We start from the raw sequence: 17435 nt of genomic DNA, 5'->3' as shown, positions 1-17435 counted from the left end.
AATGAAGCCAAACGAGATGAAAGTGGATGTAATCGGCATTCTCTTTACCGGCATTATTGTGCTGATGCTCATTCAATTAATTGTTCCGGGCATTACGGGGACTTGGGTGAGAGAGGCCAATTCAAGGGCGTTTACGTATTTACATCACTATTCAAACCTTACATCCTTATGCTGCACTTTGGGAAGCTATTTACTTTATCTGTTATTGTTTATTTGCATTTGGAGTAATCAGAAGAAGGGAAAGGCTCTATTATTTATATTTATCAGCACGCTCGTATTTATTGTTTGGGGTTTTTTTGCAATGTACGAAACGAAGGTCCAAGATGTTCTTCTGGATGATGTTTCGATCAATATTATTCTTATTCCTTTATTGTATTTGCTTGGTTATGAGAAGGCCATATTCAATAGTGTAAAAAGAATGATTCCCTACATTGTTGTCCTGATGGTTGCTTTGATTTTCTGGAGCAGCTTATCTTTTGTATTCCAGTATGGGTTCTCAGCGGAAACAAGAACATCACCTAGTAAAGAAATGTTTTCAATCGTGATTAGCGCCTATTGGTGCTACGCACTGGGCATGTCCGAAGGTAAAAAGCACCGGACATTTAAGTTTGCGCTAGGTATTTGTTTATTAATTTGTGCTTTTCTTATTCAATCCAGAGGCTGGATGGTTCAATGCATCCTGCTGCTGTATACGATGTTAGCCTACAGCGCTGGTAAGAATGCTTTACTCCGGAAAATCGTTGCCGCCTTTAGTGTCGTGCTCGTCTTCCTCTTAATTATCATTCTGTTGCCTAGTGTTACGGAGGGTTTATTTAACCGGATGGGTGAAGATACGCGATCCGGTCAGTACGAGACGTTCTTCTCGCAAGTAGATGCAGCCAGTTTGTTATGGGGAAATGGACAACATGGAAGTTATACCTTTCTTGGGAATACAAACTATCGATACTTTGATAATCAATTTATCTATATCATGTTTCATTATGGCATTGCTCCGGTGCTTTGCTTATTTGGTGTGATCGGTGGCTTATTTAGAAAAATAAATAAGGATCGGTTAACGTTGGAGGAACAAGCGTATATTGTCGGATGTCGGTTTATGAGTTTTTTCTATTTGGCAGCATTGGGCGGCTTGTCCGTCTATTTTAAATTTGGATGGAATCTTAGTACATTATTCGTGCTTATTTTTATTGGTCGCGGAGTTGCATTGATGAGCGAAGCTAAGGAACGTAAGCGCAATAGCGAGCTGCGTACAAGGACTCCGGTGATTAAAGGCACGGTATATGACGGGATTGCGATTAAAAATGGTTGAAAATAATTCCTAAATAGAGAGAACAATAGGATAACTAGTGGAGGACTGCAATGAATAAACGAATCTTTCTTTTTGGTTTTCTAAACTATCCTCGCGGATCGGCAGCAGCCAATTACACCCAGTATTTAAGCTATGCATTGAAGGAGGCGAATTACGATGTTTACGTGATAAGCAATATTAATGAAGAGTTTACGCTTCAAGAGCAAGAAGGTTACATGTCCTATAAAACAATTAAGATCATTCCATTTCAAATATCTAAGAAAAGAATTTTACGCCGCTTAGAATTTGACTATGGGAAGGGGCGTATCTTAGTCAATATATTGAAGAGGCATCATTTAACGAGTGAAGATATTGTACTGCTATATTCCCCGGACCTGTACGTGCATCGAGAAGTTTTAAAGTACAAGGAGAAAATTGGATTTAAGACTGCATGTGTGGCTACAGAGTGGTTTCCTGCTGACGTATTTAAGTCAAGGCGTGAAGGGAAGGCATACAGCACTTATTTTGACCGGTTTCTTCCCCGGCATGACCTGCTGTTTCCCATCTCAAGCTATATCGAGAACCATTTGATTCAGCAGAACTGTAATACGATGCGCTTGCCGATTATGGCAGATGTGCATGAACATCCGCTGGGAACGAAGTCGTTTGATAAAATTAAATTTATTTTCCCTGGTAATGGACTCATGAAGGATGCAATTGAAGTTATCCTAAAGAGTTTTAGCCGATTGACCTCGCAACAAAAGAAACGAACTGAATTGCATTTGTGCGGAGTCAAGGAGGAGCAAATTGCAGGATTATTGACCCCGGATGAATATGAGAACCTAAGAGATATCATCGTCATCCACAAATGGATGAAGTACAAAGAGCTAATCGCATTGTATCAGGCGATGCATTTCCTGGTGCTGGCTAGGGAAGAGAATCAAATGACGCTGGCTAACTTCCCAAGTAAAGTGCCGGAAGTCATGTGTTATGGTGTAGTACCGATTGTGTCGCGTGTTGGAGATTATACGAAATATTATCTGGAGGATAATGTGAATAGTTTAATCTTTGATGGCTGCGAAATCGAAGTGTGTTACGAGAAAATAAGTCAAGCACTATTAATGACACCGGATGAAATAGCGGAGCTATCAACGAATGCAAGGGAATGCGCCGAAAATAAATTCGATTACCGCAATTGGGTTGGGAAGATTCAACATGCGCTTGTAAATATATAAATAGCAGCTTCAAAACGACTCGTCATCATCGTATGACGGGTTATTGTTGTTGGATTCTCTATCTCTTGGGAGGTCAAATGAATGAGGGTTAAAGACATAATTAAGCGCAGCCCAATCTTATATACAGCGGTAATTAAGGCAAGGGAAGCCAGGAAAAAAATTTCCAGCTTTGTCCCAGACGAACTCTATATCAAAATGCAATACAGAAAACAAATGGGTAAGAAAATCGATCTGAGCAATCCGGAGACGATTAATGAAAAGATACAATGGTTTAAGCTTCACTGGCATAATCCGATGATGACGAAGTGTGCGGATAAATATGCGGTGCGGAGTTATGTGGAGGAGAAGATAGGCAGCGAGGTATTGAATAAACTATATGGCGTCTACGAAAAGGTAGAGGACATAGATCTAGCGGCACTGCCGAGCTCCTTTGTCATCAAGGTAAATCACGGCAGCGGTCAAAACATCCTATGCAAAGATAAGAATACAATGGATTTCAATCAAGCCTTCGCAAAAATTAAAAGCTACTTAAAATCAAATCATTACTTCTACGGCAGGGAGTGGGCATACAAGGATATCAAGCCATTAATCATCATTGAAGAGTATCTGGATGATAATGGCCGTTCGCCGGCCGACTTTAAGATTTTATGCTTTCATGGTAAACCGGAAATCATTCAATTGGACATAGATCGCTTTGGCGAGCACCGAAGAAATTATTACAATGTGGACTGGACCCAAATGGATTTACGGTTTATTGTAGCTAATTCTTCAGTAGAAATTCCAAAGCCGCATAATTTGGATGAAATGTTATGTTACGCTACATCGCTGGCCAATGGATTTCCATTTGTAAGAATCGATTTCTATAACTTTGCCGGCAAAATTTATTTCGGCGAAATGACGTTTTATCCGAATAACGGCATTGGCACGTTTTACCCTGTAGAGAACAACAAAATGATAGGCGATAAACTGGTGTTACCTTACTTGCACGAGAAGCAGCCTAATTCGCTTGTTAAAGGATCTATCAAAGGAAGGTAACCCTAATCCGCCTTCAACAACCAATCATTCCGATGTTGTTGAAGGTGGATTTTTCGGAGTGGAGATATCATGAGAGATAGCGGATTGAAGAATAAAGTAGTATCCGGCGTATTTTGGGCATTCAGCGAACGCATTGTTTCGCAGGGCGTTTCATTCATTTTGTCGATCCTGTTAGCACGGCTGCTCATGCCCAGCGAGTACGGATTAATTGCTTTGGTACTTGTATTTACCAATTTGGCTAATGTTTTTGTCACAAATGGTTTGGGCGAAACATTGATTCAAAAAAAAGATGCAGATGAAACGGACTTTTCTTCTCTCTTTTATTTCAGCGTAGTATTCTCCATCGCGCTCTATACGATATTATTTTTCTCTGCCCCATCTATAGGCGCGTTTTATGACAAATCCGAATTAGTATCGGTATTGCGAGTCATTGCACTTATATTGCCTCTGTCGTCGATTATTACCATTCAACAGGCTTATGTATCGAAGAAAATGATGTTTAAAAAGATGTTTATATCGACCATTGGCGGGACGATAGCTTCCGGTTTGATCGGTATTGGAATGGCCTATCTCGGGTACGGTGTATGGTCGCTTGTAGCCCAATATTTAGTGAATGCGATCGTAAATACAATCGTGCTTTTCTTTATAGCGCCATGGAGACCGAGATTGTTATTTTCGATGGACGCTATCAAGAAGCTTGTAGGATTTGGATGGAAGCTTGTAGCCGCTAATTTTATTAATATCTTCTATTTCGAGCTAAGAAGTTTGATGATAGGCAAGCTGTATACAGTGACAGCATTGGCTTATTACAATCGAGGCAATCAGTTTCCTACACTTCTGATTAACAGCATCGATACAGCGATCGGTAAAGTGTTATTTCCGGCGATGTCAGAAGTAAATAACGATGTCACTCGCTTGAAAAATGTAACCAGGCGGTCCATGAAAATTACCGCTTATTTGATCTTTCCGCTTATGATTGGCCTCATGAGCATTGCACCCTCATTAATCGTGGTTTTATTGACTCAGAAATGGGCGGCTGCCGTTCCCTTCTTGCAGATATGCTGTATTTATTGGTTGTTTCAACCGATGCAAACGGCTAACTGGCAAGCCATTAAGGCGCTTGGAAGAAGCGACATGCTTGTGAAGCTGGAGATTATTAAGAAAATAATCGGTGTATCTCTCCTGCTGATCAGTATGAATATAAGCGTATATGCAATTGCACTATCCAATGCTGTTTTTGCATGTATCTCCATGTTCATCAATATGATGCCTAATAAAAAATTGATGAATTACTCCATGCGGGAACAATTCCGCGATTTAGCACCTTCCTTATTATTATCGCTTGTAATGGGTGGGAGCATCTATACGATCTCATGGCTGGCACTTCCGACAATCTTGATACTGTTGTTACAAATTGTTGGCGGTGCAATCATCTATGTCGGGGCGTCCCACTTATTCAACATAGATAGTTACGTCTACTTAACGAATATGTTATCGACTAAGCTACGGAGAAGAAGCACTGTGTTAAGCTCGACCCAAGGAATCGTAATTAAAAAGTGGTAAAGGATAAGTCGTTTCATTTCATAGTAAGAGGGTGAATTTACATGGAAATACTGATTGCTAGTGATCTGGTTCCGACTGGATCAAATGAAGATTTATTCGCTAAAGGAGATATTCGTGCATTGCTTGGGGAAGAGCTGTTAGAGATTTGGAACTCTTCGGATATGAGAGTGTTTAATCTAGAGGTTCCACTTACGGATCAAGAAACGCCGATTGCGAAGTCCGGCCCTAATCTTATAGCCAAGACAAGGACAATACACGGTATAAAGCAATTACAGCCTACACTAGTGACGCTAGCTAATAATCACATCTTAGACCAGGGCGTGCAAGGATTCCATAGTACAAAGCGCTTACTGGAGCAATACAGCATTCCCTTCGTGGGAGCAGCTGATAATGTCGTTGAAGCTGCTAAACCTCATATCCTACATAAAGATGGTATCTCGGTTGGCATCTATGCTTGTGCGGAGAATGAATTCACGATAGCCACTACTACATCTGCCGGGGCGAATCCATTTGATCCATTAGAAAGCCTTGATCATATCCAAGCACTCAAACAAAAGTGTGATTACGTGATTGTTCTATACCACGGCGGGAAAGAGCACTATCGATATCCATCCCCCAATGTTCAGCGAGTATGCAGGAAAATGGTGCAGAAGGGCGCAGATCTCGTCATCTGCCAGCATAGTCATTGTGTCGGAGCTTGTGAAAGCTATCTGGATTCTACAATCATCTATGGACATGGCAATTTCATATTTGATTATATGGATAGTGAGTTCTGGCAATCAAGCTTGTTAGTAAAAGTTAAAATAAACGAACGATTGGAAGTGGATTATGTACCGGTTGTCAAACAGAAGCATGTAATCCGAGCAGCTCAAGGTAGCGAAGCGGACAACATTCTGAATGGCTTTTATAGCCGATCCAAGGAAATAAGCCAAGAAGGTTTTGTAGAGCGGCGATATCGGGAATTTGCCCATACCCATACAGAAGCCTATTTAAAGGCTTTCTCCGGATTGGGCAAATGGATGTCAAGAATAGATCGAAAGCTGCTGAATGGTCGGTTATTGAGAAAAAGGTACTCTAAACCTAACTTGTTGGCGATGCAAAATTTTATAGAGTGTGAAGCTCATCGGGAGTTATTATTAGCGGGGTTAAAAACGAAATGAAATGATATGCCACAGTAGAGGGGGCTTTACATGTTTAAAATCGCAGTTGCCGGAACCGGATATGTCGGATTAGTTGCAGGCGTATGTTTTGCGGAAGTCGGACATCAAGTCACTTGTGTGGATATAGATGAGAATAAAGTAAAGGTCATGCAATCCGGAGTTTCCCCGATTTATGAGGCGGGATTAGAAGCCTTGATGCAGCGAAATTATGAAGCGGGGAGAATCAGTTATACGACGGATTACAAAGCATCCTACAGAGATGCCGATGCCATCTTTATCGGTGTAGGAACGCCGGAGCAGCCGGATGGATCTGCGAATCTTACCTACATCGCAACAGTCGCCAGGCAGATTGCGGAATCGGTGGAGAAGGACTGCTTGATTGTAGTCAAATCAACCGTTCCCGTTGGCACCAATGATAAGGTGGAGCAATTCATTCGGGATTTCTTAGTCCATGATGTGAATGTGGAAGTAGCATCCAATCCGGAATTTCTGGCACAAGGTTCGGCCGTACATGACACCTTGCACGCCGAGCGAATTATTATAGGAACGGAAAGTAAATGGGCTGAGGAACTGCTTAAGCAGATCTATCAGCCTTTTCATTTGCCTATCGTAGCTGTAAACAGAAGATCGGCAGAAATGATCAAGTACGCTTCCAATGATTTCTTAGCGCTTAAGATATCCTATATGAATGATATTGCCAATCTATGTGAGCTTGTCGGTGCGGACATCGAGGATGTTGCGAGAGGAATGAGCTACGATGAACGGATTGGAAGCAAGTTCTTAAATGCCGGAATAGGTTACGGCGGTTCATGTTTTCCTAAGGATACGAAAGCATTAGCGTACATTGCAAGGCAGCAGGGCTATGAGTTAAAGACGGTCAAGGCTGCGATTGATGTTAACAAAGAACAGAAGACGCTCTTATATAGGAAAGCCAGTAAGAGACTCATTACCTTCAATGGTCTTAAAGTAGCCGTCTTAGGCTTAACGTTTAAGCCCGGAACGGATGATTTGAGGGAAGCTGCATCGCTTGAGAATATTCCTTTATTACTGGAGCAAGGTGCGGATATATGGGCGTATGATCCTGTCGGAGCGGAGAACTTTGCTAAACAGCATCCGGCAGGCAAGAATGGAAGCGGCAGTATGACGTATGCCGCTACAATCGAGCAGGCTCTGGACGGAGCCAATGTGTGTTTTCTATTTACGGAATGGGGAGAGGTAAAGGCAGTATCTCCGGATACGTACAAGAACCTGATGAGAACTCCTCTAGTCTATGATGGAAGAAATATGTACAGTGTTGCTCGGATGCAAGAGGCAGGGGTAGAGTATCACTCCATTGGAAGAAAGTCTGCAAGAAAAGATAGGATGAAGGAGTCGAAGCACATTGAATACCAATACTCCTGATAAGAGTAAGACTTACCTAATTACCGGGGCGGCTGGGTTCATTGGTTATTATCTGGCCAGAAAACTCTTGGAACAAGGCTGTCGCGTAATTGGGATTGACAATATCAATGATTACTACGACATCAGCCTTAAATATACGCGATTAGATCTGTTACAGCCTTATAAGAGGTTTACCTTTATTAAAGGTGATATCTCGGATAAGGCTCTGATCATGTCTACTTTTGAGGAATATAAACCTCATGTAGTGGTGAATTTAGCCGCTCAAGCCGGTGTTAGGTACTCCATAGAGAACCCTGATGTTTATATTCAAAGTAATATTGTCGGCTTCCATACGATTCTTGAAGCATGCAGACATTATCCGGTAGAGCATCTCCTCTACGCCTCTTCAAGCTCCGTCTACGGCGCCAATCAGAAGGTCCCCTTCGAGGAGTCCGATCGCGTTGATCAACCTGTATCCCTCTATGCGGCTACCAAGAAGTCAAACGAATTAATGGCTCATACTTACAGTCATTTGTATCAGATACCTATTTCGGGATTACGGTTCTTTACGGTGTATGGCCCATTAGGTCGGCCTGACATGGCTTATTTTGGATTTACGCATCACTATTTTGCAGGTAAGCCGATTCAGATATTCAACAACGGCGATTACGAGAATGACTTATACCGAGATTTCACCTATGTAGATGACATTGTGGAAGGGATCGAGCGTTTGTTCAGTAACCCTCCGTCAGCGGAGGAGAATGCTCCCCATCAAGTGTATAATATCGGCAATAATAGCCCGGAGAAATTAATGACTTTCATTGGAACGCTGGAGAAATGCCTCAGCATTTCATTAGGCAAGGAAGTATTCTTCGAGAAAGTATTTGAACCGATTAAACCCGGTGATGTGCCTGCTACTTATGCATCAACGGAATTATTAGACAAAGTCATTGCGTTTAAGCCGAAGACGTCAATTGAAGCAGGACTGCAGCATTTCACGGATTGGTACTGTGAATATTATCGATTGAATTAATCCATAAATTGGGAGTGGCTTTCAAAAGCTGCTCCCATTTTTTGTTTCATGGAAATTCGTTTCATAGAGAGAATGGAGGAGTGAATGATGAAACTTATTCTGCTATCCGGTGGTTCCGGAACCAGGCTTTGGCCGCTTTCCAATGATGCTAGATCGAAGCAGTTTCTGAAAGTGCTTGAGAATGATGAGCAGCAATTGATTTCGATGGTACAGCAGTTATGGGGACAGCTGGAATCCAGCCATCTAAGTGAGCATAGTTTCATTGCAACCAGTCAAAGCCAGGTTGAAATGATGCAAAGTCAAATCGGCACAGACGTTCCGTTAATTATTGAACCTGAGCGCAGAGATACCTTTCCTGCAATCGCTCTGGCTGCCGTTTATCTCTACTCGGTTAAAGATGTTAGCTTGAGTGAGACGATTACGATCGTGCCTGTGGATCCATTGGTAGAAAATAATTTCTTTGAAACCATTAAGGAAATGGAAGAAGTGCTAAACGAATCGAAAGCCGATTTGGCCTTGATAGGTGTTAAGCCAACTTATCCATCTTCCAAATACGGATACATTATTCCTGCCGCAGCCGATGAAACCTCGGATAAAGGATATAAGCAAGTTCGTAATTTCCGCGAAAAGCCGACAGAAGCGCAGGCCGTGGAGCTTCTGGCACAGCAGGCTCTGTGGAACTGCGGCGTATTCTCGTTTAAGCTCGGTTACCTGATTTCACTTCTGGAGCAGCTGAATATGCCGATTCAATATGATGAGCTGCGTAAGCAATATCAGGTCCTTCCTAAGATTAGCTTTGACTATCAGGTTGTAGAGAAAGCCAGCAGTATTGTGGTGGTTCCCTATGAAGGGGGCTGGAAGGACCTTGGTACTTGGAATACGTTGACCGAGGAAATGAAGAATAATCAAATTGGCAGAGGGACCATAAGCGAGGATTGTAACAATACGCACTTAATCAATGAAATCGATATCCCCGTTTCCATTGTGGGCTTATCGAACATTGTTGTCGCAGCCAGTCCTGACGGAATTCTGGTTTCCAGTAAGAGCGCAAGCACTAGAATAAAAGATTATATCAACTACAATCAGAAGCCGAAATATGAAGAACGCAAATGGGGCTGGGTCAGAGTTCTTGACGACCAGATCTATGAGGATGGCCGGTGTGTAGCTACCAAGCGTGTTGGAATCCGAACAGGAGAAAACCTTAGCTACCGCATGCATACGTACCGAGAAGAAGTATGGACCATCGTGAACGGCGAAGGGGAGTTCCTGCAGAACGGTAATTATATGCATGTAAAGGCAGGCAATATCCTTCATATTCCAATGAAAACGCTCCATACATTACGAGCGGTGAAAGAGATTGAGATGATCGTGGTTCAAAGCGGCCAAAGTCAGGAAGTCAATCGAATCGTCGAGTTATATACCACATGGAAAGAAATTACGGACAGCTGTATCAAAGTGTAATGTTCGGAACAAAGGCCTTGCTTACTAACCGGTAGGCAGGCCTTTGTGCTGTACGCCTGTTAACGACCGGCATTCCTCAGCACTACGGTGCAAACTATGTGATCTATAAGGAGTCTTGAACATGAAGCTGAAGCGATTTCTGGTTTGGGCGAGTGCTGGAGCCGCTGTAATCCTTGTGATTGCAGGTGGAGTAGCTTGGTATCTATACAACTCTGTCGAGCAGGCTGCTGCGAAGATGTATGAAGATGTTAAGCCCACGAAAACAGTCTATGTTAGTAAAGATGTTGAATTGAAAAAGGTTTCACCTGAACCGGTCCAAATGAAAAATCTAGCCCCCTTCTCCGTTCTTGTCCTAGGTGTGGATGAGCGAGAGCATGATCGAGGGCGTTCCGATACGATGATTGTGCTGGCTGTTAATCCGGCGAAACATTCCATTCTGATGTTCAACATTCCTCGAGATACACGAACCGATATCATCGGTCACGGCACGGTGGACAAAATCAATCACGCCTATGCGTTTGGCGGCTTGGAGATGTCGATCCAAACGGTAGAGCATTTTCTGGATTATCCGATTGATTATTATGCCAAAGTGAATATGGAAGGTTTCGCGCGATTGATCGATTTAATAGGCGGCGTTGAGGTGGATAATCCGTTTGCTTTTGACTATGAGGGTCATTTGTTCGAGGAAGGCCACTTGATGTTAAATGGTTCGGATGCCTTGAAATACTCTCGCATGCGTTATGATGATCCGCGAGGAGATTTCGGCCGTAACTCCAGGCAACGCGAGATTCTGCAGCAAGTGATGAACAACGCGATGAACATCTCCAATGTGACTCACCTGCATTCGCTTCTTGGCGAACTGGGAAACAGCGTGAAGACGAATGTTACCTTTGATGAGATGAAACAATTCGTTACCGATTACCGGCCTAAGATTAATAAAATCGATACAGTGGAAATAAAAGGATATGGGAAGACTATGAATAAGGTTTGGTATTACTTGGTAGACGACAGCGAACGAGATCGCATTCATAATATAATCAAAGATCAACTTCAGCAGGTACTTTCGAATGAGCAATAAAGGCATGAGGTACATGATTCAATTGTTCGTCGGAGGCTGCTGGATTGTCATCATCTTCATCCTATCTTCTCAATCCTATCAGGAACAGAACATACAACCTGCCCTGCATCGAATCGTGACGGAGGATACAATCAGAGAGGTGCTGCCGGATGTAACCTTCAATTATCACCACAGACGCTATTCCTCCCATGGGGATCCTTATCTATTCATTGAATTTATAATCCGTAAAGGCGCTCATTTGTTCATGTATGGTGTTCTTGCCATTGCAGCAGCTGTCGCTACGAAAACGAAGGATAATCTCTCCGGAAGATGGCCGTTCCCTCTACTTATTGTCCTTATGATCGCTTCGCTAGATGAATTAAACCAGCGTGTATCTCCGGGTCGAACCTCGAATTCACAGGACGTCCTTGTTGATATTACTGGAGGCTGCATAGGCTTGTTTGTTTATATGGCGGGTACTTATTATGGAAGGTTTGTGAAGAGAGGAGCGCGTCAATAAATGATACCATCTTCTATTAAAATCTTAGCGTTGCTAATCGGTATGATGAACAACACGCCTACTGAAGTTTCCGTTTTTACCATTGTGGAATGCCCTCATGAGCATTGTTATGAGGCAACGAATGGATTAGAATCTCATTGTTTGTTTAGCGAAACTAATTTTATGCAAGATACACCGTTATACATAGGTGATAAAGTATATGCTATTCTTCTTCAAAATGAGGAACATAGAGTGGTTCGAATTATTAAAGCGGATCAGTAACCGAAGAATCTGAGTTTAATATAGGAGGGACAAGGTGAAGAAACGAAGTTTAAGACTGCTCCTTTGTATGGCAACGTTGCTCACGTTGATCTGGATCTGGAGTGGAAGGGGAACGAGCTTTTACGAGCATGCAGATGGGGCAGTAGGGCCAATTACGGTCAAATTGACCGAAACTTCGGAAGCTTTCAATAATCCGATCATGGGCTTCAGACCATCGCGCAACATAAACGATAGATCATTTCCGAAGCGGGAGTATGCAGATATTTATAAACATTATATCAAGTACACTGATCTGGAATACGATGCAACGGACTCTGTTCAGAAGATCATCGATTGGAGCAATAGAGCCTGGGCTGGCATTGAGAAGAAAAATATTAAGGTTGTTCCGCGAGTCGTCATCGTTTATCCGGGCGCCGGGGAATTTTGGCCGAATGGGGTCGAACATGGCGATCCCGTCAATCAATGGCTGTCAGAAGACTTGAAATCGCGACTTGTAGCGTTTATCGCAAAGATCGGGCAAGCTTGGGATAATGACCCGCGAGTAGCTTTTGTAGAGCTTGGACTATATGGAAACTGGGGAGAGCAGCATATTCATCCCAGAAAATTTGCTGACCGCTCCAATCAAATCCCACTTAGTTTCCAAATTGCGCTTGGCGATGCGTACGAGGCCGCTTTCCATAACAAGAAAGTACTCGTGCGTTATCCGGAGACGTTCAAGGATTACGAATTCGGCATTCAATGGGATTCTTTCGCGCTGCCGGAAGACGCATCCGGCGGGAATGGAGAAATTAGGCGCGATACTTGGCGGACGCAGATCAATAGCGGTGAAGTAGCCTACAATTGGGGCGATCAGTCCAAACTCGGCGGCAACCCGGATGGAACGCTGAGCAACATGACACATACGAATTATGTCATTGACTGGATTATGCGTACCCACACCTCTAGCTTGGGGTGGATTTCGGATTTCTCAGCCAACAATTCCGCTGTCGAAGCGGGGGCAAAGGCGATGCAGAAGGTGCTTGGTTATCGTTACGTGCTGAATCAGGCTACGTTTACGGGTAATGTGACGCCAGGCGGGACGATGAACGTGTTGTTCCAAGTGACCAATAATGGCTCCTCTCCGTTCTACTATAACTGGCCGGTTGAAGCGAGTCTGCTGAAGAGTGACGGAACGGTTGCCTGGAAAGGGCTGTTCCAAGCGGATATTCGAAATTGGCTGCCGGGTACAGATTGGAACAGTGCGACTCGAGCATACAATGAAGCGCCTGCTGTGAACACAGTTAACGGCATGTTTACGATTCCGAAGTCCGTGCCGAACGGAAACTATACCCTGGCACTGTCCATTCTGGATCCGGCCGGCTGGAATCCAAGCGTCCGATTCGCGAATACCAACTATTACATCGGAGGCAGGACCCCGATCGGTAAGGTTGGCATCGGCAGGAACCCTATTGATCAAAATCTCGGACCGTTCGCAAGCTTGAAATCGGATACGTCACTTGGTTATAGTCTCGAAAGTGTTGCGTATAACGGATCGGTCGGCAGTAGATTCAGTACGATCATCGTAAACGACAGAGCGCTTAGTTTTGAGGTAAAACCAACGATAATTAAAGGCGTCACGATGGTTCCTTTCCGGCAAATTTTTGAGGCGTTGGGCATGATGGTGGAATGGAACAACACGACCAAATCTGTCATTGCGTCCAAAGAGAATTTAACCATTAAGATGGCTGGCGGCAGTTATAAAGCAAGTGTGAATAACAAGGAGTTCCAGATAACGCCTGCCCCATTTGTTTCACCGGAAAGCATGTTTTATGTGAATCTGCGATTCGTCAGTGAAGCTGCCGGTGCCAAAGTGAGCTGGGATAACGATAATAAAGTAGCTACCATTAAAACTACAGATTAAGCTTGACACGATACAAAATGTATCATAAATTAAAAGAGACGATCGCGATTATATTAATTTATGGAAGAGGGCAGGCCTAGGCCTGCTCTATTTCCTGATCCCATTTTGCTAACCATTGAATAGATGCGCCGGAGGTGATCTGATTCATGAGCAATATTGTCTACATGAAACCGAAGAAAGCGGGTCCGATTCTACTCTATCGCGCAGAGGACGGCACTTTAATGGCAGAGGATAAGGAAGGACGGCAGTACCAGTGTGTGAAGCTGGTGCGTGAGCTTCCACATTCGTTTCCGGATCGTTTCATCTCCATTCGAAGCGAGCTGAACGAGGAGATCATCCTGCTGCACGAAATTGAACAATTGGATGAACGCAGCCAAAGAACAGCAAGGGAAGAGCTGAACAGGCAGAACGTAGTTCCTTCTATTAAAAGGATTACGTCGATTCATAAGCATGATACGGATTGGAATTGGCAGGTGGACACCGACTACGGCAGACTCACCATTACGATGGACAACCTGCTCGATCATGTCCATGCAATCAATTCCGGCCGCTGGATTATTACGGACATGGACGGCCGTCGTTATATGCTTTCGAATGTGGAGAGCATGGATGCGCAGAGCCAGTATTGGTGGATCAATAGCAGGGACCCTTTTTTTTGATGTCGTAGATACATTTTGTAACATATGATGAAACGAGGCGTAGCGACAATGGAGACGGAGATGAAGCCGCGGGAGCATGTCAGAATGAAGCTGATAGGCGGCGTACGGGCTGAAATGTCAATTTGTCACATTGAAGGACAAGAAGGGGATGCCAGTAAGCCAACGCCGATCCTTCTGCAAAATATGAGCCCATCGGGCTTGCAAGTTCTGAGCCATCTCCGATTGCCTGTCAACCGCAGCTATATGCTCCAAGTTGTCGTTACACTCGGAGAGTGGCAGTTCAGTCTGCTCGCACATACGGTGTGGAGGAGACTCGAAGGCAATCATTACATTTACGGCTGCGCTTTACTTCCGGATGAGGGAATCCGTAAAGGATTACTTTGTGCGTTGCTTGCCAAGCTGCAGGCTATGCGTCCGAAGCAGCAACGGATTCATGAATTGTACAAGCGAATGAACTATAGGAAAGAAGCAAGTTACGCGCGATTGGATGTCAGGGGTTAAGCAAATGGGCGATGGGGAGAGGTCGGCATTAACGCTGATTAAGATCCCGCATCGCCCGTTTATTTTTGTTTGTGTTTGAAAGCGCATACACGACAAAATTCTTGCTTTATTCATGTTCTTCCCTATTGACATGTAGCGATAATTGTCGTATTCTAACTTCGATACAATTCGTAACATAACTATCAGAATTGCTACATATAGTAGTTTGAATCCGATCAATAAGGGGCGATTGACATGACGAAGAAGGAACAGTTTCATTGTGTAGGCTGCGGAGGGACGCTGACAAGTATCGATGCGGAATTGGTGTTTTTAACCGGCTTTTATCGTGTTATCCATCCGCTCGGTTTGTGCAAAGCTTGCTTCATCCACTCGCAAGAAAATGCGCAGCAAAGAGATGCACTTGTAGCAGAATTTATCCGTTCCTATCATGCGGAACATCTGCTTGTTGCGCATTCCTAAACGGCCGAGTTAACGTAAAACTTCCAATCCCTTCCTTACTTCGTTATACTGAAGGAGATGTGAAGTTTGAATGAGTACCATTCGGCTTCCCTAAAGCAGGAGGGGATAGATGTGGATTATCGGTCCGAGCAAGACGAGCAGCAGCCGCTCGTTCGTCTTCAGCAGGTAACGAAAGTCATCGGAAGACGTACCATCATCGAGGATCTTACATTGGATTTACCTCGGTCGGAGGTATTCGGATTTCTTGGGCCTAACGGAGCCGGGAAAACGACAACGATTCGGATGATGGTAGGCTTGATGAAGCTGACCAAAGGTGACGTCCTTATTGAAGGACACAGCATCCGGACGGATTATGAGAATGCCATTCGTCATGTCGGAGCTATCGTAGAGAATCCTGAAATGTACAAATATTTGACCGGCTTTCAAAATCTGCTGCATTACTCGCGGATGGTGCCGGGAATTACGAAGCAGCGCATAGACGAGGTCGTTGAGCTTGTCGGGCTGAAGAGTCGGATTCACGATAAAGTGAAAACCTACTCGCTCGGTATGCGTCAACGGCTTGGCGTCGCGCAAGCCATTATGCATAAACCGTCGCTTCTCATATTGGACGAGCCTACGAATGGGCTGGACCCCGCCGGTATTCGCGAGCTGCGCGATTACTTAAGAAAGCTGGCCAAGGATGAAGGCATCACCGTATTCGTCTCGAGTCATTTGCTCAGTGAGATGGAGCTCATGTGCGATCGGGTTGCGATTATACAAGCCGGCAAGCTCATCGATGTTCGCAGTATTCGTCCCGGTACACCGCTCGCGGATGAGACGAATCAAGTGCTCTTCGAGGTGGATCAGCCGGATGCCGCTGTGCAGCTGATGGCTGAGCATGGTGCTTCGCGTGAGGCGGATGCGGCGCTTGTAAGGGCTGATCGGGAAACGATAGCGCGGCTCAATGCCGAACTCGTCGAAGCGGGCATTAAAGTGTACGGCATTCGCGTCCTGAACAAGTCGCTGGAAGATCAGTTCCTAGAGATGACAGGAGGTGAGCAGGTTGTTTGATTTCCTGCAGCTCGTACGTAATGAGAATATGAAGATCTACCGCCGTATTGGCACCTGGATCATGCTCGGCATTATTCTGCTGATCGTTGTCGTAGTCAGCTCGCTGTCGAAAGTGTTCTCTGAGCATGATACGATGTGGACGATTATGAACGGGATCGAACAGTTTACCTATTATCTCATTACAATCTTCACCGTCGTAGTCTCGGCGGAGTGTGTAGCCGGCGAGTTCTCGGCAGGCACGATAAAGCTGCTGCTGATTCGCCCGTGGAGTCGCTCGAAGATCTTGCTTTCCAAATACATAGCGCTGCTGTTGTTCGCACTGACGCTCTCCGTCTTGATGCTGGTGTCGTCCTATGTGCTTAACTTGATCTTGTTCGGCTATAACGACAGCGCAACAGCGAATGCGGCGCTGGGCGTGCTAAACAACTCTCATCCGCTGTCATACATGATTCAAGTGTATCTGCTGGATTACATCGGGCTTATCATGATTGTTACATTCGCTTTCATGCTCTCGACGATCTTCCGCAGCGGCGGGCTGGCCATCGGTTTATCGATGTTCATCTACTTCTTCGGGCTAATTGCAAGCGGTTTGCTCTTCAATCTCAAGTATGCCTGGGTAGAATATCTGCTGTTCCTTCACTTGGATTTGAAGCAATACCTGCAAAGCTCGGTCATCACACACAATATACATGAGCTGACCATGGGCTTCTCGCTGGCGGTACTGGCGGTCTACTATATTGTATTCGTGGGTATCACGTGGCTGATATTTAATAAACGTGATGTTGCGACATAATGGAAAGAGAGAAGGGGAATAATCGCCCTTCTCTCTTTTTGTTATTCACTCGTGACCGGAACGATCGATTTCGCTTCGCCGTG

17 protein-coding genes are annotated in these 17435 nt (G+C 44.4%); all 17 read left to right on the top strand.

Annotation, left to right across the window (positions count from 1 at the left end):
* Position 1: 1 nt before the first annotated feature.
* The 17 genes from AC0YN4_RS16540 to AC0YN4_RS16460 all read left to right on the top strand — a co-directional run bounded on the left by AC0YN4_RS16540 (position 2) and on the right by AC0YN4_RS16460 (position 17352).
* The gene (locus tag AC0YN4_RS16540) at positions 2–1306 is read left to right on the top strand and encodes a hypothetical protein (RefSeq protein WP_475782187.1); all 1305 of its coding nucleotides are present in this window, start codon (positions 2–4) and stop codon (positions 1304–1306) included.
* Between the two features lie 50 nt (positions 1307–1356).
* A complete protein-coding gene (locus AC0YN4_RS16535; protein WP_475836199.1) occupies positions 1357–2520 on the top strand; it encodes a glycosyltransferase in 1164 nt (387 codons plus the stop codon).
* An 81-nt stretch (positions 2521–2601) separates the two neighbouring features.
* Positions 2602–3555 carry an ATP-grasp fold amidoligase family protein gene (locus AC0YN4_RS16530; RefSeq protein WP_475782185.1) on the top strand — a complete coding sequence of 318 codons (954 nt, stop codon included), beginning with the start codon at positions 2602–2604 and terminating at the stop codon, positions 3553–3555.
* A gap of 69 nt (positions 3556–3624) precedes the next feature.
* Entirely contained in the window at positions 3625–5118 is a 1494-nt protein-coding gene (locus tag AC0YN4_RS16525) for a lipopolysaccharide biosynthesis protein (protein ID WP_475836198.1), read from the top strand.
* A 41-nt stretch (positions 5119–5159) separates the two neighbouring features.
* Positions 5160–6278: a CapA family protein gene (locus tag AC0YN4_RS16520; RefSeq protein ID WP_475836197.1), complete on the top strand. Its 1119-nt coding sequence runs from the start codon at positions 5160–5162 to the stop codon at positions 6276–6278.
* Between the two features lie 30 nt (positions 6279–6308).
* Positions 6309–7679 carry a UDP-glucose dehydrogenase family protein gene (locus AC0YN4_RS16515; protein ID WP_475782182.1) on the top strand — a complete coding sequence of 457 codons (1371 nt, stop codon included), beginning with the start codon at positions 6309–6311 and terminating at the stop codon, positions 7677–7679.
* Positions 7660–8691 carry a GDP-mannose 4,6-dehydratase gene (locus AC0YN4_RS16510; protein WP_475782181.1) on the top strand — a complete coding sequence of 344 codons (1032 nt, stop codon included), beginning with the start codon at positions 7660–7662 and terminating at the stop codon, positions 8689–8691. The genes AC0YN4_RS16515 and AC0YN4_RS16510 overlap by 20 nt, the downstream gene beginning before the upstream one ends.
* Before the next feature lie 87 nt (positions 8692–8778).
* Positions 8779–10152, top strand: coding sequence for a sugar phosphate nucleotidyltransferase (locus AC0YN4_RS16505; protein WP_475782470.1), 1374 nt, complete (start codon positions 8779–8781; stop codon positions 10150–10152).
* 121 nt (positions 10153–10273) lie between these two features.
* Entirely contained in the window at positions 10274–11230 is a 957-nt protein-coding gene (locus AC0YN4_RS16500; protein WP_475836196.1) for an LCP family glycopolymer transferase, read from the top strand.
* The gene (locus tag AC0YN4_RS16495) at positions 11220–11729 is read left to right on the top strand and encodes a VanZ family protein (RefSeq protein ID WP_475836195.1); all 510 of its coding nucleotides are present in this window, start codon (positions 11220–11222) and stop codon (positions 11727–11729) included. Before AC0YN4_RS16500 ends, AC0YN4_RS16495 begins: the two co-directional genes overlap by 11 nt.
* Complete coding sequence (locus AC0YN4_RS16490) at positions 11730–11990, top strand: hypothetical protein (RefSeq protein ID WP_475782178.1); 261 nt, start codon at positions 11730–11732, stop codon at positions 11988–11990. It begins immediately after the preceding gene.
* Positions 11991–12024: 34 nt separating this feature from the next.
* The gene (locus AC0YN4_RS16485; protein WP_475836194.1) at positions 12025–13890 is read left to right on the top strand and encodes a stalk domain-containing protein; all 1866 of its coding nucleotides are present in this window, start codon (positions 12025–12027) and stop codon (positions 13888–13890) included.
* 146 nt (positions 13891–14036) lie between these two features.
* On the top strand, positions 14037–14549 hold the full coding sequence (locus AC0YN4_RS16480; RefSeq protein WP_475782176.1) for a DUF1854 domain-containing protein: 513 nt from the start codon (positions 14037–14039) through the stop codon (positions 14547–14549).
* 24 nt (positions 14550–14573) lie between these two features.
* A complete protein-coding gene (locus AC0YN4_RS16475) occupies positions 14574–15050 on the top strand; it encodes a hypothetical protein (RefSeq protein WP_475836193.1) in 477 nt (158 codons plus the stop codon).
* A gap of 234 nt (positions 15051–15284) precedes the next feature.
* Entirely contained in the window at positions 15285–15509 is a 225-nt protein-coding gene (locus AC0YN4_RS16470; protein WP_475836192.1) for a hypothetical protein, read from the top strand.
* Positions 15510–15620: 111 nt separating this feature from the next.
* Entirely contained in the window at positions 15621–16559 is a 939-nt protein-coding gene (locus AC0YN4_RS16465) for an ABC transporter ATP-binding protein (protein WP_475782173.1), read from the top strand.
* Complete coding sequence (locus tag AC0YN4_RS16460) at positions 16552–17352, top strand: ABC transporter permease (RefSeq protein ID WP_475782172.1); 801 nt, start codon at positions 16552–16554, stop codon at positions 17350–17352. Before AC0YN4_RS16465 ends, AC0YN4_RS16460 begins: the two co-directional genes overlap by 8 nt.
* The last annotated feature ends 83 nt before the right edge of the window (positions 17353–17435 follow it).

Source organism: Paenibacillus sp. J22R3 (genome assembly GCF_056269305.1).
The sequence above is the reverse complement of the archived record's forward strand: the minus strand, read 5'-3'. Positions and strand labels throughout refer to the sequence as shown.